This window comes from Sphingobacterium sp. ML3W, from assembly GCF_029542085.1.
GTDB lineage: Bacteria > Bacteroidota > Bacteroidia > Sphingobacteriales > Sphingobacteriaceae > Sphingobacterium.
Genome location: NZ_CP107036.1, coordinates 4290414 through 4314338 on the forward strand (window position 1 = coordinate 4290414; position 23925 = coordinate 4314338).

The following is a 23925-nucleotide window of genomic DNA, read 5'->3' on the forward strand; positions in this document are numbered from 1 at the left end:
AGAATTAGAAATATGCCAAAAATCAAAAAGAGCAGATTTTCATCTGCTCTTTTGCCCATAACTATATTTAATATAAAATGATAATCTTCTAATATTCAAAGCTACCTTTAAGTTCGATTAAAATGGAAGCGGATTATCTTCCTGATCGTTTTCGGTAAAATCAACTTCGATTTCTTTATCCTCAGCTTTCTGCGCCGGTGTACTTGCAACATTCCCCGTGTTAGCAGCGCCAGCAGGTTCAAAATCCGATTTCCGTCCCAAAAGGGTAAAAGTCTCTGCAACGACTTCAGTCGCATAACGTCTGATCCCCTCTTTATCTTCGTAGGTACGCGTACGTAATCGACCTTCGATATAGACCAATTTGCCTTTAGTAAGGTATTTTACTGCCACATCTGCCAAACCACGCCACATGACAATATTGTGCCACTCGGTTTGTTCTACTCGTTTTCCGTCCTTGTTATACGTTTCTGAAGTTGCCAATGGGAAACTGGCAACGGAGACATTGCCTTCTAAATATCGAATTTCGGGATCTTTTCCAAGATGTCCCACTAAAATAACTTTGTTAACTCCTGACATAATTTAAAAGCATAAATGGTTAAAAATTTGATCTTTCCAAAAAGGTAAAGATCAACTTGTGTTTAGCTAATTTATCTAAATCTTTTAAAAATACATAATCCCAACTGGATTTTTTTTGATTTAGACTGCCCTCTAACCGCACTTCAAAGAATGTCGCATAAATATTCTGATGGCTCAGAATATGTTTAGTTTGCTTTTGCAGGAGTTTAATTTCAGCCTTTCCCCCAAAATACTGGACAAATTGCTCATCTCCAAGGAGCTCGGGTATCGTTAATGTTCGATCAGACTCGATCAGCGGAAACTCATATAAATTCTGCCAGACATCGCCTTCCCCGCGTTTTGACATTAAAATTTGTACATCATCCTTGATGATAAAATAATTAAAATATCGATCCTTACTCGCCTTGGCTTTAAGTTTAACTGGCAATCGATCGACCTCTCCTTGCAGCAAAGCGTAACATGATGTATTGAACATACAGGTAATACACAGGGGTTGTTTTGGTTTACAATGAATAGCCCCAAAATCCATGATAGCTTGATTGTATAATGCCGGATGGTCTTGATCTAAATTCTCCTGAGCGATAGCCGTAAAAATTTTCTTTCCCTCAGTAGAATTGATTGCTGTATCTATTCCATAGTATCTCGACAGCACACGAAACACATTCCCATCCAGTACAGCCTGAGCCTCATTATTAGCAAAGGATGATATTGCGGCAGCTGTATATTCACCTACACCAGGAAGTTTTAGCAGCGTTTTATAGTCTACGGGAAAAATGCCCTTATATTCGTCACGGACAATTCGTGCAGCCTTATGCATATTTCGTCCCCTTGAATAATAACCTAGTCCTTGCCAAAGGTGTAAAATATCATCTTCATTTGCATTGGCAAAGTCAACGACTGTCTCAAAACGTTCTACAAATCGTAAATAGTAAGGTAGTCCTTGTTCTACTCGAGTCTGTTGCAAGATAATCTCAGAGAGCCAAATTTTATAAGCATCTCTTGTTTCCCGCCATGGTAAATCACGCTTATGCTGTTGATACCATCCCTGCAATTCCGCACCAAATGTCATAACAACAAAAATGCACAATTTTTCAGCATTTTCAAGCAGCGCGCAAACAAAGATCGGCTGCCGCTATCAAATCAAAACCTGAAACAAGCATTCCAATACTCACCTCTTATTTTTTCGCATTGCGAAGCGATGTAATCTGTTCATCCGGTTCCAAAATGGCATTCTCCAAAGCAATGGAACCATTATATTTTTCTTTTAAAGCCTGATACAGGCGTCCGTCATAGGAGACAGCAAAGCGTCCGTCAGCTTTCAGATACACGGGCAAATGACGATTGCCTACATCAAAACAGAATTCTCCGACCACAGAAAGATCCTGACTGTCAAGCAATACACAAAGACAAGGCAAGATATTGACCTGTATAAACAGATCATCGCTATGATAGATACATTGTCCCGACAGTAAGGCCGTGCTGTCATCGCGTTGTATCTTTACTGTATTGCCCTTACGCGTTTTGCGATGGATAACACGTTTATTCACTTCAAAGTAGGAAAGATCCAAGATATCCGATTCACGATTGAATTTAACATCCTCAAAATTGGGAATGGACTCAATGAGGATTTCGGTAGGCTCTTTCGATTTACGCATATTTCAGCCCTTCCTCCGTTTTACTTTTGCTTACCTTCCTTTTCCGCGGACTGGTTGTACTTTTCTTTTCAACAACAACAACAACCTCTGTCACAACCGATTCCGCCACAACTGGCAAAGATTCTGTTACCTCATTTTCGATAACTTCACCTTCTTTTGACTCCGACAGTTTGTGCATGGTAAAGTCCCAACACAATTGCCCCAGCATTTGCAGAAAATCATAAAGCAATTCACCATCAGAACCCAGCGCTCGTAGAATAACGACATCTGACGAAGCCTGTGTAAATCCATAAGAGATATCATTATATTCTACAGTCAATATTTCATCAAGTTCGCTCTTTAATTCCTGAGCAAAAAGAGCAGAGAATAAAAAGGTCGCTTGATGGGTATAACCTTCAAAGAAGAGCATTTTCTGAATGGGCTGCTTTTTGGGTTGTAACAGCTGATTATCAATAAAGGCCAGTTTTCCTGATCTGAAAATCTTAGTCTGTGTATGCAAACGATCAAATTCAAATGCTTCTTTCATATAGATCCGCCCGACACTGATAATATCACCCCACATCAAAACCGCATCTTCTGCCAAATGAATATGATTGGTCGCCTTGAATATGGAGTCTTTAAAAGGTGTGACCGGATGCGGAATGTAATGCAATATCCCCCCCGAAGCCACCTGTACATCTGTGTGCTGGCTAGCCCCAGTTTTCATCGGGTGCAATTTATTGAAAGACTGCGTAAACAGCTTTAATTGGGCCTCTTCCTTTACATGGACATCAATATGAAGATGATCTGTATCCATAATACCGGGTGATGCACTCATGATAATCATTTCCAGATGGTCAGTTAGATTCGCAGCTCCATAATGAGTCAATTTATAAGGTGCATTATGGTAGCTTTCTTTCAGCCTGCTTCTACCGTCCTCTTTGGCTACATTTAATACTATCTTACTATCCATATCCTATTGTTTTTAGCCTACTTGTTCTAATAAAGCATATTCTTTGATCCATTTCTTTACATCTTCCAACCCTTCTAATGTCATCAGATTCGTAAAAATAAAAGGACGTTCTCCACGCATGCGCAATGTATCTCGGCGCATGACCTCCAAATCTGCATGTACATAGGGCGCCAAATCAATTTTATTGATCAACAACAAATCTGAACGAGTTATACCGGGACCACCTTTGCGTGGCATTTTTTCTCCTTCGGCAACATCAAGAACAAAGATGGTTAAATCCGCTAGATCTGGGCTGAATGTTGCTGTCAGGTTATCCCCCCCACTTTCAACAAAAATAAGCTCCACATCCTCAAAACGGTTGGCCAATTCCTCCACCGCTTCAATATTCATTGATGCATCCTCGCGGATCGCGGTATGTGGGCATCCGCCAGTCTCTACACCAATGATACGTTCTGCTGGTAGTGCCGAATTCTGCTGCAAATACATCGCATCTTCACGTGTGTAAATATCATTTGTAACAACACAGATGCTATAATCTGCGGACATCGAACGTGTCAATCGTTCGATCAAAGCAGTCTTGCCCGATCCAACAGGTCCGGCAACACCAATTTTCACATAATTTCTTTTTGACGTCTTTTTCATCTTTATTTATTTTTTCCATCGATTAGATGAAGTTTACTACGCTTAAAATTTAACTCGCTCAATCAGATAAAATAAATTTTAAGTATAGCAATAATTTTGCTTTTACGATATATAGATACGTGTATATAACTTTTCATGTTGCATACAACGGATATCTTGTGCAATACAACAGTTACCGATTAAATCCTCTTCCAACGTAGGTTGAGCAACAACCAACTTATTGATTAATGGTTGCAACTTAAACAGAATCTGTTGTGCATCCATTTGACTAATAGGGACCAGTTTCGCGCAGTTGGTCATAATACCATTGAGTGAATTATAATAAAAAGCGCTCAGTGCATCTGTATAACTAATCCCTTGCGCATGTGCAAACATGGCGAATGCCATAGCGTAATGCCCATGCAATTCTTGTGTATTTATTGCTTTCAAATAAGCTGAACAACGTTTAACCGGCTGCAATTTTTCAGTCAGCTTCAAGAAGCGTATTCCCAATTTTTTACTTGCATCCCGAATTTCATAAGGCGCTTTAAAGGCCGTGATCAGGGCGTCTAATTCTGCTACCTTTTTTTTTGTAGCCTTTGTTTCGCATAATTGCCAAGTCTTATGAAAAAAGGCCGCATCGTTGTAATAGAAGCTATGTTCCAATAAAGTCTGTGCATACTCTTTGGCAGTTTTCGAGTCATGTACGAGACCTTTGGTTATATAGGTTTCCAATCCATAGGAATGTGTGAATCCTCCAATCGGAAAAACGGAATCATTGATCTGCATCAATGTCAACAATGGATTCATATTATACCTCCTTCGCTAGTGTGATTTTATTTTGCACTACAGCATACTGATGTATGCGCAATGTATGCGTTCGTTCGATTACCCGTGACTCTTTCGTTGGTGTAAATCCTGCCCGCTGTAATTGTTCCCACAGCGGATTTTCGTAAGCCGCTATGATTTCATGATCTTTGTTGATAAAAACAGGGATATGCTTATTGCCTATTTCTAAACATATTCTTGCCATATCCAATACATTTTTTGGTCGTACGACCAAACAAGGACAGGGCAATATTCGGACAACGATACGGAGTTCCTCTGTTTCAAACAGAATATCACCATCGAACAAGGAGTCTTCACCCAGGTTTTTAAATCCGATCTCCCGACCCTGAACGGTAAATCCCCGAATGACACGTCGCTCGGTATTAAACCATTCAAGCTCTAAAAAATCAAGATCCACAGCATCCTGCTCCTTGCCATCTGCCCAAATATTCCCTTTAATGTCTCTTGCTAAAATCATATATTGAATTAGAACAGGAAGTAACGTTGTGCCATTGGAAGCTCTTTTAATGGCTCACAAGTAGCTAAAACACCATCCACTGTAACTTCATACGTTTCTGGATTGACCACGATATTAGGTGTGGCATGATTATGTACCATATCCTTTTTCATCACTGTACGACAGCCTTCTACTGGCAAACATTTACGTGATAAATTCAATTTTTGAATATTTCCATTCTCTAAAGATATTTTTGAAACGAAATTGAAACACAATTTTGACACTGCCTTACCATAGTTTCCGAACATTGGTCTGTAGATGATAGGCTGTGGTGTAGGGATAGAAGCATTTGCATCCCCCATTTTCGCACCTAGGATCATACCACCTTTGATAATCAACTCTGGCTTCACACCAAACAACTCTGGTTTCCACAAGATCAAATCGGCATATTTACCTGTCTCAATAGATCCGATATATTTATCAATACCATGCGCTTTTGCAGGGTTGATTGTAAATTTGGACACATAACGTTTTACACGGAAGTTGTCATTATCTTTACCTTTATCCTCAGCCAAAGGACCGCGTTGTATCTTCATTTTATGTGCCGTCTGGAATGTACGCGAGATAACCTCACCCACACGCCCCATCGCCTGACTATCCGAACTCATAATAGAGAATACACCCATATCTTGAAGAATATCTTCCGCCGCGATCGTTTGTGGACGGATACGTGAATCTGCAAAAGCAACATCTTCTTTCACATTTTTATCCAAGTGATGGCAGACCATCAACATATCAAGATGCTCTTCTGCGGTATTCACTGTAAACGGTTTTGTCGGGTTGGTAGATGCAGGGAGAATGTTTGGATACATCGCAATTTTGATGATATCAGGTGCGTGTCCACCACCAGCTCCTTCTGTATGGAACGTGTGGATAACACGACCATCGATTGCGGCAACGGTATCTTCTAAGAAACCAGCTTCATTCAATGTATCCGTGTGTATAGCCACCTGTACGTCGTACTTATCAGCAACTTTTAAAGCTGCATCGATAGTCGCAGGCGTAGCCCCCCAGTCTTCATGGATTTTCACCCCTAATGCACCAGCTTCAATTTGCTCTTCGATCGGCTTAGTTGTCGAAACGTTACCTTTACCGAAGAAACCAACGTTGATCGGTAAATTTTCAAACGCTTCAAACATACGCTCGATATACCATTTACCCGACGTAACAGTTGTTGCCAGTGTACCATCTGCTGGACCAGCACCACCACCGATAAATGTAGTTACACCTGAGTATAACGCAGTCTCGATCTGTTGTGGTGATATAAAGTGAATGTGTGTATCAATACCGCCAGCAGTAAGGATGTAACCAGCGCCACCATGCACTTCTGTAGAAGCTCCGATAATCATACCTTCGGTTACACCATCCTGCACGTCAGGATTACCCGCTTTTCCGATTCCAACAATTTTACCATCTTTGATACCGATATCAGCCTTCACAATACCCCAATGGTCAATAATGATCACATTGGTAATACAGAAGTCTAAAACACCTTCATCACGCAGGGCACGGGCAGATTGTCCCATACCATCACGGATCGTCTTTCCACCACCGAATTTATTTTCTTCGCCATATACGTTGAAATCTTTTTCAATTTCTATAAACAACTCCGTATCAGCCAAACGCACCTTATCACCCGTTGTCGGGCCAAAAAGAGCAGCATATTTTTCTCTAGGGATATAAAGCTCCCCATCAATATATTTAACAGATGATTTGTCTAAACCTAGTTTATCTAAACCAAGCGCATGTAGACCAACGGTAGATCCCAATGTCGTGAGTCCTACAACCTTAATCCATTCGCGTCTATTCCATCCTCCCATTCTATATTATTTAGATTGTCTGAATTTTAATTTTTTCATTTTCTCAACAGCTTTCGATTTGACATTTTGGTCAGTATACTTACCATTTGTCAATCCATTGAAACCGTGAATTTCTTTGCTTCCTCCAAATTCAACCAGCACAACAGACTTCTGTTCACCTGGTTCAAACCGTACCGCCGTACTTGCAGGAATATTCAAGCGCATACCAAATGCTTTTTCGCGGTCAAACGAAAGCAATTTGTTCGCTTCAAAAAAATGATAGTGCGAACCCACCTGAATTGGTCTATCGCCTTCATTTTTTACCACAACGCTAGTGGTTCTACGTCCCACGTTAGCCTTGATTTCTTCTTTTTTTAAAATGTATTCTCCTGGAATCATAGTATTAAGATTTATTAACGAATAGGATCATGAACTGTTACCAACTTGGTACCGTCCGGAAAAGTAACCTCAATCTGTACATCATGGATCATCTCAGGGACACCTTCCATCACCTGGCTTCTTTTCAATAAGGTCGTACCATAAGACATTAAGTCCGCAACAGACCGACCATCTCTTGCTTCCTCCATAATCTGAGCACTGATATAGGCAATACATTCAGGGTAATTTAGTTTCACCCCGCGCTTTAGTCGCTTTGCTGCCAGTTCTCCTGCCAAATGCAATAGCAGCTTTTCTGTTTCTCTTGGTGTTAAACGCATAAAAAATAATTATTTGTTATTTTGTTAAAGGAATTATTACAAGACCGGAATTGTAAAATATGCTCCAAAGGCAACACGGTTATATTGACTCTTACCCATATCCATATGTCCTTTGTAGTTTACTGTATTACCTACATAACCAAGGTAAAATCGCAGATCCTGATTATGAAAAGGTTTATGTTGTAGGGTCGCAAAGTAGGTCCAGTTTTGACGGAAATTTTTGCCAACCTGATCGTCATCTCTTGATCCGGCAGTCTCATAACCACCTTTCAGCGCTACCTCCCATTTTTCACTTAAAAACTGATCATACCGTACAATTGCTGAAGCGTAATTGACATCCTTTGCCAAGATGCGTCCTGTCCCCGTGCGGCCATAAAAGTCATTGATTGCTGATGATGCAATCAAGGCATGATCAACACCCAGGTAAGAATATTGCAGGTCTAAATAGACCATTTGCTTCGGCGTTTTAAACTTGTTTGCCAAAGAGATGGAATGATTGGTATGTCCCTTCGCAAACTGAGAGATATTATAGGACCATTTCGTATTGATTTTTTTATCCATAAAGGCTCCTACCCAAGTAAAGTAAGCTCCCATTGGCACATCAGATCGCTCCAAATCACCTACAGCAAAACCACTCTTGGTATGCACATCCATAAAACTATCGTTTGTAGTATTATAAACTTGTGCATGTAAGGAATGATTAGGATTGACTTCATAGGACAATGTTCCCCCTACCACAAATAAATTCAAAATACGATCAACATAATCCGTGAATTTATATTCGTAAATAGGGTTATTTTCAAACTCATAGCTACCCACTATAGCGCTCTGCTTACCCGCTGTAACGGACCATTTCAGATCCTTTCCAAACTTGTATTTGATATAGGCCATATCCAATGCCCTTGATCCATTGTCCTGACTGGTCGGTGCAAATGATCTATTCAGGCGAAAACGTACTTTATAAGAAAGTTGCTCGTTGTAATCGCCGCTCATCAAGATACGTGCATCGTCCAGATTTGCTTTTGCCTGGCCGGAGCCATCGCTATTATCAGTCTGCAGACCTGCACGCAGCAAAACATCCAGTTGAAATGATTTCGCCCTGGTTGGTTCTTTTGACAATAAACTACCTCTGGATAATAAGCTATTTCTTTCTGCTGGAATGGAATCTGTTGGAGTCTGTTCCTGCGCCTGTAATGTCGCAATGCCCAAACCCAAAGTTGTAATAAGTGAAAGTGTTTTTTTCATCCGTTTTAAATCGCTTTTTATTCGTGATGAAGCTATCAGATTTATTCAGACATATGCTTGAATAAATCATGATGGTTTCATATGATATACCTATCTCTGGCACAAGTATATCACAGCAAATTAAAAATGGAATAAGGATGAGATTAAAATGAGATTAGAAAGCGATTTTAGGCAGCGTGACAACAACTTGGGTGCCTTGGCCTTCTGCAGAATAAAGGCTGAGTTCCGCAGCATGAAGATCAAAGATATTCTTAGCTAAAACAAGCCCAAGGCCATTTCCATAGATATCCCCTACGTTGGAAGCACGATAAAACGAAGTAAAAATATGGGGCTGATCTTTCTGCGGAATTCCGATCCCTTTATCAAATACTTTAATTGTAATATTTCGGTCATCACAACTAATAGCGACCTGTACCTGCTCACCATTACCATATTTATACGCATTGGAGATAATATTGCTAAATGCAATATAGAATAGATCGGGATTAGCAAACACGGTCAACTCATCGCTATCCTCAGGGATTTGAGTAAGATCAAAAGACAACCTAAAATCCTTATAGATGCTTCGTTCAGCTTTATAAATTTCATAGAGCAATTCGTCGATGCGAATGAGCACTTTATTATCTACCTCCCCTTTAAAGCCCATACGCGATAATTGAAGGAGATTATTGATAATGAGTTCCATCTTATCCGCATACTTCGCAATCGTTTCCAATGAATAGTAGGCTTCGTGTTCTTTGGGGATGAAATTGCGTGCAAGTTCCGCTTCACCACCAATAATGGTCAAGGGTGTTTTTAATGAATGAGATGCATTACCGATAAAGCTCTGCTGGGACTGTACCGAAATATCCAAACGGCTGAGCATAGAGTTGAGGTTGGCAATCAATACGCCCAGTTCATCTTTGGCATTGCTGAATTTACTGGATAGTCTATAGTCCAGATTAGCAATATCCACTTTCCCTAAATCGCTATTGATATCTTTTATAGGCTTGAGCAGCCGGTCAGCAAAATAAAATGACATGAGGATAATCAATAGAATTGCTAAGAGCCCACCTGTAATTAAGGTACGGTCTAATTGACGTTGTTCATCATGCCCATACTCATCAACTCCTTCCGACACCACAATAAGATTATCGTGATGGAGTTGATCTTGAAAAAATACTGCTACAAATGCGGTTTGGTTATGCATGTACCTTCCCTTGCCGTACTGCATCACATCTTTGTAGAAACTCATCGGCATAGGCAAATTGGGCTTAAACCGAATACTGTCACTGCCTTTTACCACACGGAGCAAATGATCTGTTCCTTCAGATAACTGCTTTAGGTATTTACGTTTTACTTGAATATAGAGTTCCTTATTTTCTTCCTTCTGGTTGACAATATGATCACCGACAATGACAGCATTTTCTTCTAACCGATGAAAAAACTTGGTCTGCAGGCTATCGTAGGTAAAATAAGAGACGTACAAGGCAAAGACAACAAGCAGAAGCGTGCTGATGATAGAAAATAAGAGTACGATCTTGGTTCTAATTTTCATGACGGATGACATAGCCCATACCAATAACTGTATGGATCAGTTTACGGGTAAATTGCTTGTCAATTTTTTTACGCAAATAGTTGACATAGACATCCACGACATTGGTACTTAGATCGACATCCATGCCCCATACTTCCTCTAGGATGTCTATTCGTGTCAATACCTTATTACGATTGAGCATCAAGAATTCCAATAAGCGGAATTCGGTGGCCGTAAGTATGATTGGAAATTCCCCGCGTTGAACAGATTTGCTATCTCGATCCAGTTGCAGGTCATCAAATGTCAAGACGTTCTTTTGTTCGGTCACTGTTTTGGACTTGCGGCTATAGCGATTTATACGAGCCTTTAGCTCCTCTAAGCGAAACGGTTTGGTCAAGTAGTCATCCGCATCACGTTCAAAAGCCTCCACAATATCTTCGGTTTGGTTCAGTGCAGTGAGGATAATAATCGGGACTTCATTATTGGACATACGGATGTTTTTACATACATCAAGACCATTCATCCCCGGCAGCATCACATCCAGCAAAATGAGATCATAATGATTTAATCCGGCCATTTTCAAACCAGTATAGCCATCCATTGCAATGCTAATGTTATAGCCTTCTTCCTTTAGCCCTCTTTCTATTAAGGATATGACCGACGGTTCGTCTTCTATAAGCAGTAGTTCCACAGATATTGTTTTAAAAAGTAAACTTAAGGTTTGTAAAATACAAAAATATCGCCGCTCGTCTTACCTAAGCTACTGAATGCCATTAAATTCACAAATTCTTGACTTTTATATGATATTTTTGTGATGATAAAAACACACTTATTATTTTTCTGCCTAATAGCATCACCTAATTTTACAATATGGCATTTGAATACAATAATATCAAAATTTCTGCATGATTTTTCCCAATCGGCAAAAGATTATTTCACAAACCAGCCAATTTTCAATACTTTCGTATTCTAATTTGTATATCCAATGAAACATTTTTTCCTTTGCATAGCCTTTTTCACATTAGTTTTTGTTAAAACCAGTTCAGCTCAACAGAAGGTCTTTAAAATAACCTATCAGTTTGCAGACCCCGAAACAGGCACAGATACATCAGCTTCGGAATTTATCAAAATTTTGGCCGGAAACGGAGAGGCATTGATGCATGCCTATATTTGTAAGGACCAAATGCGTGTAGAAAGTTTGCTGTTTGGAAAATCCATACAGATCAGCAATATCAAAGACGAGACTTCTTATCTGATCGACGAAAATAGCAAAACATATACTTCAACGGATCTTGCTTCCGGTAAGCTTATTGAAACATCAGCAGATGGAGATTACGCTTACTCAAGTGATTTTGAAATGAGCTTAATTCCGAATGAAAAGAAAGTTATTGCAGGTCTATCTTGCAAAAAGGCAACATTTAATCTAGCAGGCAGTAAGGATAAACAGACTGAAATCACAGTCTGGTATGCAGAGCAATTGCCTAAATTATATTGGGGAACCTACGATTATCTAGAAAAAGTACCTGGAGCAGCGCTATCTATCGGCGCCGAAGGTTTAGGAATCCAAGCTACTAAAGTTGAAGAAGTCCCTTACGAAACGGCATTATTCGAAATTCCAGAAGGTTACGAAGAAGGAGAAGCAGAAGAAACTACGACTGACTCTGCTCTAAATGACCATTTATCTTGGTATCAAGATCCCAATACTGAATTTTTTGGAGTACAGGATAGCTTAGGCAATAAACTCACGTCAGCAAAATATGCTTCCATCTACGCGTACGTAGGTGATTATGCAATCGTCACCGATACAGTTCAAATGTTTGGCTTGATCGACTTACAGGGAAAAGAAGTTATCCCTTGTCAGTACGAATCGTTAAGTTTAGATACGGAAGGTGCGCCATTAGTATTTATGAAAGATCAGAAGTATGGCCTGTTGGATAACAGCGGCAAATTATTGCTCGCTGCAAAATATGATTTCATCTCCGTCCCAAGTTTAAGTTATGCCTTATATAACGAAGGAGACTTTACTGGTGTACTCGATCTAAAAGGGAACGTATTGATTCCTGCGAAATACGAAACTATTGCGGAGTATCGCGACAATCTAGCACTGATTATCGAAAATCTAACCTATCAGTTAGTTGACAAATCCGGCAAAAAATTGTTACCTACAGGTCAGGAATATTTATCTTTTGCTGGCGAGAAATTACTATTGGTTTTTAAAGACAACAAGTATGGATATATCGACTACAGTGGCAAAGTAGTCATTCCTTTTAAATTCCAAAATGCACAACCCTATGAAAATGGATTAGCCTTGGTCAGCGAGGACCTCGAGAATTTTTACTATATTAATGCAAAAGGAAAGTTTATAAAAAAGTATGAAGAGTAATCCACAAACATTCTATCTTTCAACATTGCATCGCGGGAAATACATGTTTATTCTATTGACCTCGATTCTATTGATAGGGATAGGGATGTCGAAAGTTCCGATTCAAGAAATTTATAAAATAATCATCGCTCTTTTGATGGTTCCCCTTGCACTGTATTTTGCCATCAAGTGTTCTACTCTGGACTCCACATGGCGGTTGGATGCAGATACACTCACCGTCAGCAATTCAAAAAAAACAGTTGAATTCCCATTGAGCAACATTTCACATATTCGAAATCTCAGACGCTCCGGCGGCAATTTGATTATCATAAACCAAAACAAAGGTTCCGCTTTTCGTACCTGGCGTAATAAGTTATTTCAGAAAGAGGATGATCTACCCTTATTGACCCAAGCAATCAAAGAGGCTAATATTGAGTATTACGATATGTAATAGCATACATTCCACGGTAACATTTGTTACCGTTTTTTGTAATAGCGGTATGTACCTTTGTCATATAACTTAAGAACAAGCTATGTTATTGGAATACATCAAACAACCATGGCCTTGGTATATTTCAGGGCCTTTAATTGCATTAGTCATGTACTTATTGCTAAAACAAGGAAAAGATTTCGGCATGTCGAATAATCTGCGGACGATGTGTACGGTATTAGGTGCCGGTAAATCATCCTCTTTTTTTCGCTTCGACTGGAAGACGCAATCCTGGAACCTTCTTGTGGTACTCGGGACCGCCATTGGAGGATTCATTGCCCATTACTTTTTAAGTGACAGCTCCGCTGCGCAAATCAATGCAAAAAGTGTCGCCGATTTAAAGGAACTGGGAATAATAGATCATCTACAGGGCTATCTTCCCGAATCTATCTTTATTTTTAATGGCTCTTTATTTCAGTTTCTAATTCTAAGCATTGGCGGACTATTGATTGGTTTCGGGACAAGATATGCCGGAGGCTGCTCCTCAGGACACGCCATCTCAGGACTCAGCAATTTCCAGCTCCCCTCATTAATTGCTGTCATTGGCTTTTTTATAGGTGGCATCATCATGGTTCACTTCTTATTTCCTTTAATCTTCGCATAAATGAAAGCAGTAAAATTTATATTGATCGGGATCTTATTTGGGATCATTTTATACAAATCAGAAGCAGCTTCATGGTATCGCATTTATGAGATGTTTCAGTTCCGCTCCTTCCACATGTATGGCATGATCGGTACGGCACTCGCAACAGCGATTATCATTGTACAAATTATCAAACGGGAACAGATTAAAGACAGCAATGGGATGCAGATCGCATTCCAGGCCAAAGACAAAAGTATCACACGCTATCTCGTCGGTGGCACCATTTTCGGATTGGGCTGGGCATTGTCAGGAGCTTGTCCGGGGCCTATGTTTGCATTGATCGGCTCAGGTTATTGGACATTGGGTATTGTACTGATCTTTGCCATCCTGGGAACATGGATCTATGGTTTACTTAGACACAAGCTGCCTCATTAGGCCGACAATAGACGATCATGAGTCTGTGGGTGTAACGATAGCATTTGATTTAGCAAAAATGGAACTACTATTTATAATTGGCTTTTTATTGGCGATATTGGTTGGGCTATCAATGGGTTTGATGGGGAGTGGCGGCAGTATTTTAACACTACCGATCTTCGTATACCTATTTCATATTGAGCCCCAATATGCGCTTGATTATTCCCTGTTTTCCATTGGAATACTGGCCATAATCGGCTCAATTAAACCCCTGACTAGAGGCGAGATAGATCTAAAAACTACAGCATTCTTTTTGGTTCCGTCTTTACTGTCGGTCTATTTGACCAAGCGCCACCTGTTGGCTGCCATACCAGCGCAATTTCATCTTGCGGAAATAGCGATCTCCAGAAATCATGTTATTATGCTGCTGTTTTCGATTGTTATCCTGATTTCCGCTCTAGCAATGATCTGCAGAAGGAAAAAGGTCGCAATACCTGCTGTCACGATGCATATTGGTCAAGTCCTCAAAATAATTATCGCGGGTCTGCTTGTCGGCGTCATGACTGGACTTGTCGGTGCCGGAGGCGGCTTTATTATTGTACCATCATTGGTGCTCCTTTTGGGAATTCCATTAAAACAGGCTATCGCAACATCGCTATTCATCATCGGGTTAAACGCGTCCTTTGGTCTGGTTGCAAACTACCAGCTATTAAACCACATGAATTGGCCGATATTGCTTACTTTTACGTTAATCACTTTAATAGGCCTTCAGATTGGCTCCAAATGGAAAGACAAATTGGAGGTGGTACGACTACAGGGGATCTTTGGTTATTTCCTGATCAGTATCGGTATCCTAATTCTTACTTTCGAAATCATTCAATTCGTAAATCACTAAAAATCATATATTATGTTTTTTCAACATATTTTCGAGTCATCATTAGCACATTCAAGTTATTTAATTGGCTGTCAAGCCAAAGGTGTTGCCCTAGTAATTGACCCCAAAAGAGATGTCGATACTTACTTAGAGATTGCAGCAAAAAACAATTTAAAAATTACACATATTGCCGAAACACATATCCATGCTGATTATCTCTCCGGAACATTGGAATTAGCTGAACTAACAGGCGCCCAATGTTACCTTTCCGACGAAGGGGGCGAAGATTGGCAATATGAGTTTCCCCATATCGGATTAAAAGACGGTGATCAGATCCATCTTGGAAATCTAATTTTTAAGGTACTCCATACCCCTGGACATACTCCTGAGAGCCTTAGTTTTGTTTTAATTGATACGCCGGCAACAATGGATCCGGTGATGATATTTACAGGTGATTTTGTATTTGTTGGAGACATTGGCCGTCCAGATCTTTTGGAGAATGCCGCTGGACTCATTGGTACCAAGGAAGTTGGTGCACAGCAGATGTTTAAGTCTTTACAGCATTTTTTGACACTACCCGATTATATTCAGGTATGGCCTGCCCATGGCGCTGGATCAGCATGTGGTAAAGCATTGGGTGCTGTACCTAGTTCAACCGTTGGTTATGAACGGATACGCAACTGGGCATTTCAATATCAAAATAATGAAAGTGATTTTGTTGCGGAACTTTTAGATGGACAGCCTGAGCCGCCGCGCTATTTTGCTATGATGAAGAAACTTAACAAAATTATGCGCCCGCTACAAACAAGTGTGCCTCTGTACACCAAACTTTCGATGGAAGAGTTCACTAGACTGTATCTGTCAGGCACCACGGTTATTGATACACGACATAAATTTGATTTTGCGAAAGGTTATCTTCCCAACAGTATCAACATACAACATAATCGGACATTCAATACCTGGGCCGGCTGGATACTGGATTACACAAAGCCATTTATTCTTATCATGGATGAAAACGAACAGGACGAAATTGCACGTAAGTTAATGCGCATTGGTCTTGACAATGTTGTCGGATATATTACAGCTGATGCCATTCCTCAATTGGGAATTTCTTTGGAACAACAACAGCTTATCGGATTCCAGGAAATGAATGATGCCCTTGAAAATCCCAACGTTCAGATTCTAGATGTAAGGAATACAGCCGAATTTACTGCAGGGCATCTACCACATGCCACACATCTCTTTGTTGGAACAATTGAAGACAATCTAGACAAAATTGATCGCACAAAAGAATTATACCTACATTGTCAATCTGGGGACAGGGCGACAATTGCAGCCTCGATCTTAGCTAAAAATGGAATTAAAGACATTAAAATATATAGTGCGTCCATCAATGACTGGAAAGCAAAAGGTGGTCTATTAGTTAAATAGCCTGCTGAATAAAATAGCTCCAGAAATAAATCCTGGAGCTATTTTATTTTTACATGATTTCAGTCATTCCGCTGCTTCTATAAGCTATTCCTGTTAATTCGTAGGAATTCAATGACCTCATCTTTCTTTTCTTCCATCTTCCCTTTCTTCTCCACAAATTGATGATTATAGATGGTCAGATATTGATGGTCATCGGTATCTGATTCATAAACTTCGGCAGTCGCAAAAGAAAAATGCTCTTCTTCATCGGAGAGATGATCATAGACATAGGCAAAATCATGATTGGCCAATGCGTTCGCCATCGTATCTTTGTCCTCAACAAATTTTAATCTTCCCGGCAAAATCCGTTTGCTCATCCAGATCTCATCTTTCTCTGAAAAAGGATAAATGGTAATACCTCGAAAAGCCATGATGATTGGCGTAATAAGGATAATTGCCATTTCGATCCCCCACACTACCCAAAGCATCGCTCCAGAAACAGGTGATTTCTTCAATGTAAATGTACCCACCTCATTTAACCCCTGTAGTGCCTCCCAGATAAAAGATGGATGCATAAAAAACGCTTTAAAGCCTTCTAGGCTAAAAGAAGATTTCACCCAGGTGTCTCCACCCATGGTGCCTTCAGCATTATACATCAACGAAACAAACAAAGCCCACTGTGCATAAAAACCAACTATAGCAACGATCAATGTGATGATAATCGCAACACCTTTATTCCTGAGTTTCCATTGTTTGAAACAAAAATTAAGCAGATAAAACAGTCCTGCTCCAAATCCAAGTGTGATAAAGACATTAAAATAGACAATCGGAATAAACCACTGTAAGGCGATATAGACAATTGCCAAAATAATTGATCCTACAATACCTAACACAAGCGAACCGATTAATGCGAAAGCAGGCACCTTCCCCGAAGGCTTATAATACAGATTTTCCATAAATTTATTTGTAATATTTGTTAACTCAATAGATAAATTTTCTAACCAAAACCAAGCCAATTATTAATAATCAAATCGCTTTTCGTCAAGATTTGATGACATTTATCTGGATTGGGCTGATTAATCGGCATTTCTTGAGACAATTTTGTAAGTTTGGAACATGAAAATCAAAATATTGTCCTTTCTAGCACTTATATGTGTCATAAATATTGGGGGACAGGAAGTAAAGGCCCAGAGAAAAGGATTCTGGCAGCAGAAGGTTGACTATACAATGAATGTCAACGTGGATGAAAAAGCTTATCAATATGATGGAAAAATGGCTTTGAAATATAGCAACAATTCAGGCCAATCCTTAAAAAAAGTCTATTTTCATTTATATTTTAACGCTTTCCAACCAGGATCAATGATGGATTACCGGTTGAAAAATATCAGCGATCCAGATAAGCGAATGGTATCAAATATTGGCACCAAAGAAAAACCAATATTGCAAAGCCGTATCGAAACCTTACAACCTAACCAGATCGGTTACCAAAAAATCAAAAGCCTCAGCATGAATGGGGTCAATACAAGCTATAAGATTGATGGTACCATACTAGAAGTCACCCTACCCACTGCGATCCAGGACGGAGAAACAGCTAATTTTAATATAGAATGGACTGCACAGGTACCTGAACAGATCCGGAGGTCAGGCCGCAATTCGGCAGAAGGCGTAGCGCTTTCTATGGCACAATGGTATCCGAAGATGGCACAATTCGATGAATTTGGCTGGCATCTCGATGAATATATCGGTCGTGAGTTTATAGCGCCTTTCGGCAACTTTGACGTCACTATACACCTCAACAAGAATTATGTTGTCGGTGCATCAGGTGTTCTTCAAAACCCAGATGAGGTAAAAGGCTATCAGGCAAAAGCCAAAGTAAAAGCCAACAATGGTAAGGCTACATGGCATTACAAAGCCCAAAATATCCATGATTTTGTATGGGCGGCGGATCCCAAATTTGTGGTAGACTCAGCTTCCAGCAAAAATGGAATAAAAGTTTATACGGTCTATCTCCCAACCGACAAGGAAGTTATATCAAATTGGAAAACAGCCCTGGGTCTATCTACCGAATTTTTCGATTTTTGCAGTGCTAAGTTTGGTACGTACCCATGGCCAACTTACACCATCATCCAAGGCGGTGACGGTGGTATGGAATATGGAACAGCAACCTTAATTACTGGAGGCCGTAATCTGAAAAGCCTTGTTGGTGTTATCTTCCACGAATCTGCTCACTCCTGGTACCAACATTTATTTGGAATCAATGAAACCGTAGATGAGTGGTTTGACGAAGGATTTACTTCCTATGTGGAAGAATTGGCGATGCAGCATCTCTTCGAAAAACGAGGAGCCATTGCATCCAATCCACTTATCGATGCCTATCGAGCTTATTATAAATTAGCGCTTTCAGGCAAGGAAGAGCCGATGAGCCTACTTGCGGATTATTACAATACGAATTATGGGTATAGTAATGAAGCTTACAATAAGGGTGCTGTGCTAGCGGAACAATTAGGCTATATTATCGGTCAGGAAAATCTAGAGAAAACATTTTTGAAATTCTACGACATCTGGAAATTCAAACATCCTACACCTAATGATTTCAAGCGTGTTGCAGAGGATGTATCCGGAATAAACCTAAAATGGTATTTCAATTTGTTCATCAATACGACACGCCAAATTGATTATGCAATTGGCCATGTAACTGATTCAGAAATTCAACTGCTCAATAAATCAAACTTTGCGATGCCACTCGATATACTTGTAGAATATCAAGATGGAAGCAAAGAGCTATTTTACATTCCTTTACGTGAAATGCGCGGTGAAAAACCGGAGGAAAATTTTGAGATCTATAAGGGTATAAAACGCACTATACTAAAGGATTGGTTCTGGACGAACCCTGAATATAAAATTTCAGTCAATAAGGCACCAAAAACAATCACAATAGATCCATCGCTGCGACTTGCGGATGTGGAATCAGCAAACAATAGCCTTACACGCTAATCCAAATATCGAAAGTAAACATTAGAGCAGATTGCTATAATAATCTGCTTTCGAGGTACGCATAAGCCCCAATAAATCGGAATTTATTGGGGCTTATTTTTTTCAGTCTGCCTCGGATGAAGGGTGCGCTGTTATCCTATATACTATCCCTTCAACGGAATAACCATATTCCAGGTCCGTTCAAATTGATAAGACTCGGACCCATCTCCTGTAGCCGCAAAAAGATGTGTCGGTTTTCCATTTTCAAATAATAAAAACGGCCGTTCAAAATTGGCTTGATGACTGACAGTACCATCATTCCAACGGATCGTCTTGGAATAGGCTTTGACGGCTTTTGACAGATGCCAATCGATTCCATCTTTCGAATATGCATGGATACCGCCCCCCTCTTCCCCACAGATTTTGCCATAGCGATCTTTCATAATCAATTCAAAATGCTGACCATTATGCCATACGAAAGGATCTTCTACATCATTTTCATGATTTTGATCGGTATGGAAAGAAAAAATAGGTTTATCAGACAAACGATGATATGGCCCCAAGAACGAATCAGCTTGCGCTGCCCCCAATAGCAAAGGGGGATTATAATTCACAGGTGATGATTTATAGATCAGATATACCTTTCCATCTGGCAAAACAACCGGAGAAGGATTGGATGTTATGGAAGTATCCCATTCACCCTGCCTCGGATTCAAAATGGGCTGATCGACGCGCTTCCAAGGACCTGATATCGACTTTGAATAGGCCATCCCGATACGTTTATGCATCCAGGCTTTCTGCCCCAGTCCCGATTCCCAAACATTCTCGGAATAACTAGGATTGGGCTCGTCATAATTGTTTCCAAAATAATAAAGCACATAATAGTCACCGTTTTTAACGATCCGAGGATTGTGAGTTGTACAACCATCAAAATACTTTTTCCCACGGGCAGGCAATACCACTTCTACAAATTCATAAGGCCCCTCTGGTGTATCAGCAATCGCACGCACCACTTCGGAATTGGTCACCCAATTACCAAAGCCATATTTTTTGCTCCAGCGTGAAGCAAACATATGATATCTACCATCTTCCCCCTTAATCACTGAAGGATCCCATATCCAATAATCCGCCATCGCAAATCCACCTCCTTTTGGTGCTGGGAGCAACTTATCGATAAATGCTTCTTCATACTGATTATCCACAGCAAATCCTTGCTGTGAAAGCAGTAGCATACTCGATGCACCAATGACATTTTTTAGAAAGTCACGACGGGAAGATATTTTCATAAGATTGGTTTTTTGATTATATAAAATGAATCTGATCATCAAGATAGAAAATAACTCCTTTGTTGTCAAACTCTTTATCTCCTATTTTTAAAAGACTATTTCTAAAAATAACCCCATTCAACATCGACGTGACATAACACGGGGTTTTGCTCGCCAATATAAAACATCCAAAAGGATAGGGAAAACGACTTCCCAAGTGGAAGAAAAAATGTGAATAAACTCCGAAGTTGGTCCAGTGTTGGTATATTTGTAGCCATGATTTACATCCATATCCCATTCTGCAAACAGGCTTGTCATTATTGTGATTTCCATTTTAGTACTTCACTACAATACAAGACCGAAATGGTTAACGCCCTTTTGCGAGAAATAGAACTTAGGTCACCCTATTTGGAAGACAGAAAAGTTGAATCCATCTATTTTGGTGGTGGGACGCCCTCACTATTGGAGGCGGACGAAATCTCAAGGATCATTGATGCTGTTGCCAAACAATTTGACATCAGTAATCATGCTGAAATCACGTTGGAAGCTAATCCAGATGACCTCAGTGCTGCAAAAGTGAATGCATTAAGATCAACTTCCGTGAATAGGTTCAGTATAGGAGTACAGTCTTTTTTCGAGGAAGATCTGAAATGGATGAATCGGGCGCATACCAGACAGGAAGCATCCGCAGCAATCATGCGTGTACAAGATGCAGGATTTGAGAATATCACCTGTGATCTTATTTATGGCTACCCCCTGTTGACCGATGAAAAATGGCGCTACAATATGCAACAACTGATCGATTATGCAATCCCCCATATTTCGTCTTATTCAATGACCGTTGAAGCCAAAACAGCACTAGATCATTTTATCAAGAAGGGCATGAGTCCTGCCATTGATTCAGATCAGGCAGCCGATCAGATGAATCTGCTGATCGAAACATTGAAAGGTGCGGGCTATGAACAATATGAAATTTCCAATTTTGCTAAAAATGGTTTATATGCACGTCATAATACAAACTATTGGAAAGGCAAGCATTATCTAGGTATCGGCCCTTCGGCCCATTCATTCAATGGTCATTCCAGATCTTGGAATATTGCCAATAACGCCAAGTATATCGGCTCGATACAAACCAACCAGCTCCCCTTGGAGATCGAGTATCTATCTGTTCGCGATCAGATTAACGAGTGTATTATGACCTCACTGCGCACCATGTGGGGCCTTGATCTGGAACTGTTAGAAAAGAATTTTGATTACACTATTAAAAGCAAGATAATAGAAGATGCCACATCATTTCTCGAGCAGCAGCAATTAATTTTAGACAATAATAAATTAAAATTAACAGATTCTGGTAAATTAATGGCAGACCATATCATGTCCGAATTATTTATTATTGAAAATTAACAATAAAACAGCCAATAAAATTATCAAAACAACAATAGTAAGCGTCTTTTGATTTCAATAATTACGAAAATGAAAATCAAATCGCTTTTTTAGTTCTGTTTGTACTATGTTTGCAACATAATCTATTATAAAAATATTATGTTACATAGTCCTTCTTTTGATCTAGAAATCAAAAGTTACAGAGAACAGCAAAATGCAGCTATTGAACTGATTCAAATCATTAGTAATCTTTGGTATAACCAGGCTATTGAGCTCGTTCTGTTCAGAGAGCAGCTGGTTGATGAAAAAGTAAGTGTGATTCTCAACCACCTCCGGGAAAGTACTATCCTTTCCGGCAATATACTGACCATATTTGATCTATTGAATCTTGCTCGTGTATTGGAAAAATCAAATCTAGCTCCCGCTCGAATTGATATCGGTAAACTTGCAACTAAAGCCACAAACGACCAGATCAATGCGGAGGATTTGTCTTCTTTTATTTTCAATGAATTAGAGGGAATCACCGAGTGGCAGGAATTAACACCCCGTGATGTTGTACTCTATGGTTTCGGTCGTATTGGCCGTCTACTCGCACGCGAACTCATTAATAAATCGGGTTCTGGCAAGCAACTTCGTCTACGCGCAATAGTCACTAGGGACCCTAACGATGCCAAATCATTGCTTAAAAGGGCTGCTCTTTTGAAAAGTGACTCCATACATGGGGAATTTGAGGGTGAAGTTTATACAGATCCTGAAAAAAATGCACTAATTATTAATGGGATCACGGTCAACGTCATCTCTGCTAAGCAACCTGAAGATATTGATTATACAACATACGACATCAATAATGCTTTGGTTATTGATAATACAGGTGCCTTTCGTGATGAAAAAGAACTTGCACGCCATTTAGCCTCTAAAGGCGCTTCCCAAGTATTGTTGACGGCACCTGGCAAAGGAGTACCCAACATTGTCTATGGTGTAAACGAAAACACGATAGATCTGGAAGAACATGCTATTTTTTCAGCAGCCTCCTGTACCACAAATGCTATTGCGCCAGTTTTGGCCGTCCTCGAAGAGAAAATAGGTATCCTGAAAGGTCATATAGAAACTATCCATTCCTATACGAATGATCAAAATCTGGTAGATAATATGCACAAAAAATCCAGAAGAGGTCGTGCTGCCGCTTTGAACATGGTCATTACGGAGACTGGGGCGGGAAGTGCTGTTTCAAAAGTCCTCCCGCCATTAACAGGCAAACTCACTTCCAACGCAATCCGGGTACCTGTCCCTAATGGGTCTTTAGCCATATTAAATTTAGAATTGACATCAGCCATATCTTGGGAACAAATAAACACACTCTTAAAAACGAGTGCATTGGAAGGCAATCTTGTCGAACAGATTAAATTCTCAAGCAATGATGAGCTTGTATCTACCGATATTATAGGTACAACAGCAGCCGCTGTCATTGATGGACCAGCAACCATTGTTTCAGCTGATGGTAAAAATATTGTACTCTATGTATGGTATGATAATGAGTATGGTTATTCCCATCAAGTTATGCGTTTATCGCGGCATATTGCAGGTGTAAGAAGATATACGTACTATTAAAATCCAATTTTCTATATAAAAATAGGGTATCCGATCATTTTGGATACCCTATTTTTCTTTAATGTCGTTCGTCCTCTCTTAACGTCTCTTTTTCAGCCATGCAACTTCCGGCTAGTTTGCTTTTACCTTTGGAGCAGC

At 39.9% G+C, this 23925-nt stretch carries 23 protein-coding genes and 1 pseudogene; 9 read left to right on the top strand and 15 right to left on the bottom strand.

The features are described 5' to 3' along the window. Nucleotides 1-117 precede the first annotated feature (117 nt). From OGI71_RS18225 to OGI71_RS18285, 13 genes and pseudogenes are all read right to left on the bottom strand, one after another. Nucleotides 118-576, bottom strand: coding sequence for a single-stranded DNA-binding protein (locus tag OGI71_RS18225; RefSeq protein WP_120261823.1), 459 nt, complete (start codon nucleotides 574-576; stop codon nucleotides 118-120). Between the two features lie 19 nt (nucleotides 577-595). Continuing rightward, nucleotides 596-1645: an A/G-specific adenine glycosylase gene (gene mutY / locus OGI71_RS18230; protein WP_282250855.1), complete on the bottom strand. Its 1050-nt coding sequence runs from the start codon at nucleotides 1643-1645 to the stop codon at nucleotides 596-598. A 106-nt stretch (nucleotides 1646-1751) separates the two neighbouring features. Next, a complete protein-coding gene (locus OGI71_RS18235; protein ID WP_282250856.1) occupies nucleotides 1752-2231 on the bottom strand; it encodes an urease accessory protein UreE in 480 nt (159 codons plus the stop codon). Next, a complete protein-coding gene (locus OGI71_RS18240; RefSeq protein WP_282250858.1) occupies nucleotides 2224-3183 on the bottom strand; it encodes an urease accessory protein UreD in 960 nt (319 codons plus the stop codon). The genes OGI71_RS18235 and OGI71_RS18240 overlap by 8 nt, the downstream gene beginning before the upstream one ends. Nucleotides 3184-3195: 12 nt before the next feature. Continuing rightward, a complete protein-coding gene (ureG, locus tag OGI71_RS18245) occupies nucleotides 3196-3825 on the bottom strand; it encodes an urease accessory protein UreG (RefSeq protein ID WP_120261827.1) in 630 nt (209 codons plus the stop codon). Nucleotides 3826-3927: 102 nt separating this feature from the next. Continuing rightward, nucleotides 3928-4614 carry an urease accessory protein UreF gene (locus OGI71_RS18250; protein ID WP_282250859.1) on the bottom strand — a complete coding sequence of 229 codons (687 nt, stop codon included), beginning with the start codon at nucleotides 4612-4614 and terminating at the stop codon, nucleotides 3928-3930. A 1-nt stretch (nucleotide 4615) separates the two neighbouring features. Then, nucleotides 4616-5110, bottom strand: coding sequence for an urease accessory protein UreE (locus OGI71_RS18255; protein WP_282250860.1), 495 nt, complete (start codon nucleotides 5108-5110; stop codon nucleotides 4616-4618). Between the two features lie 8 nt (nucleotides 5111-5118). Then, complete coding sequence (gene ureC, locus OGI71_RS18260) at nucleotides 5119-6969, bottom strand: urease subunit alpha (protein ID WP_223584367.1); 1851 nt, start codon at nucleotides 6967-6969, stop codon at nucleotides 5119-5121. A gap of 81 nt (nucleotides 6970-7050) precedes the next feature. Then, nucleotides 7051-7347: pseudogene (gene ureB, locus OGI71_RS18265) on the bottom strand (urease subunit beta); the annotation flags it as partial. A gap of 14 nt (nucleotides 7348-7361) precedes the next feature. Then, complete coding sequence (gene ureA / locus OGI71_RS18270; protein WP_046674789.1) at nucleotides 7362-7664, bottom strand: urease subunit gamma; 303 nt, start codon at nucleotides 7662-7664, stop codon at nucleotides 7362-7364. Between the two features lie 36 nt (nucleotides 7665-7700). Then, complete coding sequence (locus OGI71_RS18275) at nucleotides 7701-8909, bottom strand: porin (RefSeq protein WP_282250871.1); 1209 nt, start codon at nucleotides 8907-8909, stop codon at nucleotides 7701-7703. A gap of 154 nt (nucleotides 8910-9063) precedes the next feature. Then, a complete protein-coding gene (locus OGI71_RS18280; RefSeq protein WP_282250873.1) occupies nucleotides 9064-10446 on the bottom strand; it encodes a HAMP domain-containing sensor histidine kinase in 1383 nt (460 codons plus the stop codon). Next, nucleotides 10436-11116, bottom strand: coding sequence for a response regulator transcription factor (locus tag OGI71_RS18285; RefSeq protein WP_282250875.1), 681 nt, complete (start codon nucleotides 11114-11116; stop codon nucleotides 10436-10438). Before OGI71_RS18285 ends, OGI71_RS18280 begins: the two co-directional genes overlap by 11 nt. A 294-nt stretch (nucleotides 11117-11410) precedes the next feature. Here OGI71_RS18285 and OGI71_RS18290 point away from each other — a divergent pair, with 294 nt between their 5' ends. From OGI71_RS18290 to OGI71_RS18315, 6 genes are all read left to right on the top strand, one after another. Further along, a complete protein-coding gene (locus tag OGI71_RS18290) occupies nucleotides 11411-12808 on the top strand; it encodes a WG repeat-containing protein (protein WP_282250877.1) in 1398 nt (465 codons plus the stop codon). Then, nucleotides 12798-13238, top strand: a complete 441-nt coding sequence (locus OGI71_RS18295) for a hypothetical protein (RefSeq protein ID WP_282250880.1) — start codon at nucleotides 12798-12800, stop codon at nucleotides 13236-13238. Before OGI71_RS18290 ends, OGI71_RS18295 begins: the two co-directional genes overlap by 11 nt. 82 nt (nucleotides 13239-13320) lie before the next feature. Continuing rightward, nucleotides 13321-13881, top strand: coding sequence for a YeeE/YedE thiosulfate transporter family protein (locus OGI71_RS18300; RefSeq protein ID WP_282250882.1), 561 nt, complete (start codon nucleotides 13321-13323; stop codon nucleotides 13879-13881). Beyond that, nucleotides 13882-14295 carry a DUF6691 family protein gene (locus OGI71_RS18305; RefSeq protein WP_282250883.1) on the top strand — a complete coding sequence of 138 codons (414 nt, stop codon included), beginning with the start codon at nucleotides 13882-13884 and terminating at the stop codon, nucleotides 14293-14295. Nucleotides 14296-14353: 58 nt separating this feature from the next. Then, nucleotides 14354-15169 (top strand): sulfite exporter TauE/SafE family protein, encoded by an 816-nt coding sequence (locus OGI71_RS18310; RefSeq protein ID WP_282250885.1) that lies wholly within the window; start codon nucleotides 14354-14356, stop codon nucleotides 15167-15169. A gap of 12 nt (nucleotides 15170-15181) precedes the next feature. Next, on the top strand, nucleotides 15182-16579 hold the full coding sequence (locus OGI71_RS18315; protein WP_282250887.1) for an MBL fold metallo-hydrolase: 1398 nt from the start codon (nucleotides 15182-15184) through the stop codon (nucleotides 16577-16579). 77 nt (nucleotides 16580-16656) lie between these two features. On the opposite strand, the gene OGI71_RS18320 is transcribed toward OGI71_RS18315, so the two are convergent. Then, nucleotides 16657-17514, bottom strand: a complete 858-nt coding sequence (locus OGI71_RS18320; RefSeq protein ID WP_282250889.1) for a hypothetical protein — start codon at nucleotides 17512-17514, stop codon at nucleotides 16657-16659. Between the two features lie 160 nt (nucleotides 17515-17674). Between OGI71_RS18320 and OGI71_RS18325 the strand changes: the two genes are divergently transcribed. Next, entirely contained in the window at nucleotides 17675-19552 is a 1878-nt protein-coding gene (locus OGI71_RS18325) for a M1 family metallopeptidase (RefSeq protein WP_282250890.1), read from the top strand. A gap of 143 nt (nucleotides 19553-19695) precedes the next feature. Here OGI71_RS18325 and OGI71_RS18330 read toward each other — a convergent pair whose 3' ends face one another. Further along, nucleotides 19696-20817: a glycoside hydrolase family protein gene (locus OGI71_RS18330; RefSeq protein WP_282250892.1), complete on the bottom strand. Its 1122-nt coding sequence runs from the start codon at nucleotides 20815-20817 to the stop codon at nucleotides 19696-19698. Nucleotides 20818-21027: 210 nt separating this feature from the next. Between OGI71_RS18330 and hemW the strand changes: the two genes are divergently transcribed. Together hemW and OGI71_RS18340 are read left to right on the top strand one after the other, a co-directional pair. After that, nucleotides 21028-22200: a radical SAM family heme chaperone HemW gene (gene hemW / locus OGI71_RS18335; RefSeq protein ID WP_282250894.1), complete on the top strand. Its 1173-nt coding sequence runs from the start codon at nucleotides 21028-21030 to the stop codon at nucleotides 22198-22200. 138 nt (nucleotides 22201-22338) lie between these two features. Then, nucleotides 22339-23787 (top strand): glyceraldehyde-3-phosphate dehydrogenase, encoded by a 1449-nt coding sequence (locus tag OGI71_RS18340; protein ID WP_282250896.1) that lies wholly within the window; start codon nucleotides 22339-22341, stop codon nucleotides 23785-23787. Nucleotides 23788-23925: the final 138 nt, after the last annotated feature.

Bases quoted from the DNA above. Each gene is read 5' to 3' on its own strand.
- OGI71_RS18225 (WP_120261823.1), bottom strand. From the start codon at position 576: ATGTCAGGAGTTAACAAAGTTATTTTAGTGGGACATCTTGGAAAAGAT.
- mutY (WP_282250855.1), bottom strand. From the start codon at position 1,645: ATGACATTTGGTGCGGAATTGCAGGGATGGTATCAACAGCATAAGCGT.
- OGI71_RS18235 (WP_282250856.1), bottom strand. From the start codon at position 2,231: ATGCGTAAATCGAAAGAGCCTACCGAAATCCTCATTGAGTCCATTCCC.
- OGI71_RS18240 (WP_282250858.1), bottom strand. From the start codon at position 3,183: ATGGATAGTAAGATAGTATTAAATGTAGCCAAAGAGGACGGTAGAAGC.
- ureG (WP_120261827.1), bottom strand. From the start codon at position 3,825: ATGAAAAAGACGTCAAAAAGAAATTATGTGAAAATTGGTGTTGCCGGA.
- OGI71_RS18250 (WP_282250859.1), bottom strand. From the start codon at position 4,614: ATGAATCCATTGTTGACATTGATGCAGATCAATGATTCCGTTTTTCCG.
- OGI71_RS18255 (WP_282250860.1), bottom strand. From the start codon at position 5,110: ATGATTTTAGCAAGAGACATTAAAGGGAATATTTGGGCAGATGGCAAG.
- ureC (WP_223584367.1), bottom strand. From the start codon at position 6,969: ATGGGAGGATGGAATAGACGCGAATGGATTAAGGTTGTAGGACTCACG.
- ureA (WP_046674789.1), bottom strand. From the start codon at position 7,664: ATGCGTTTAACACCAAGAGAAACAGAAAAGCTGCTATTGCATTTGGCA.
- OGI71_RS18275 (WP_282250871.1), bottom strand. From the start codon at position 8,909: ATGAAAAAAACACTTTCACTTATTACAACTTTGGGTTTGGGCATTGCG.
- OGI71_RS18280 (WP_282250873.1), bottom strand. From the start codon at position 10,446: ATGAAAATTAGAACCAAGATCGTACTCTTATTTTCTATCATCAGCACG.
- OGI71_RS18290 (WP_282250877.1), top strand. From the start codon at position 11,411: ATGAAACATTTTTTCCTTTGCATAGCCTTTTTCACATTAGTTTTTGTT.
- OGI71_RS18295 (WP_282250880.1), top strand. From the start codon at position 12,798: ATGAAGAGTAATCCACAAACATTCTATCTTTCAACATTGCATCGCGGG.
- OGI71_RS18300 (WP_282250882.1), top strand. From the start codon at position 13,321: ATGTTATTGGAATACATCAAACAACCATGGCCTTGGTATATTTCAGGG.
- OGI71_RS18305 (WP_282250883.1), top strand. From the start codon at position 13,882: ATGAAAGCAGTAAAATTTATATTGATCGGGATCTTATTTGGGATCATT.
- OGI71_RS18310 (WP_282250885.1), top strand. From the start codon at position 14,354: ATGGAACTACTATTTATAATTGGCTTTTTATTGGCGATATTGGTTGGG.
- OGI71_RS18315 (WP_282250887.1), top strand. From the start codon at position 15,182: ATGTTTTTTCAACATATTTTCGAGTCATCATTAGCACATTCAAGTTAT.
- OGI71_RS18320 (WP_282250889.1), bottom strand. From the start codon at position 17,514: ATGGAAAATCTGTATTATAAGCCTTCGGGGAAGGTGCCTGCTTTCGCA.
- OGI71_RS18325 (WP_282250890.1), top strand. From the start codon at position 17,675: ATGAAAATCAAAATATTGTCCTTTCTAGCACTTATATGTGTCATAAAT.
- OGI71_RS18330 (WP_282250892.1), bottom strand. From the start codon at position 20,817: ATGAAAATATCTTCCCGTCGTGACTTTCTAAAAAATGTCATTGGTGCA.
- OGI71_RS18340 (WP_282250896.1), top strand. From the start codon at position 22,339: ATGTTACATAGTCCTTCTTTTGATCTAGAAATCAAAAGTTACAGAGAA.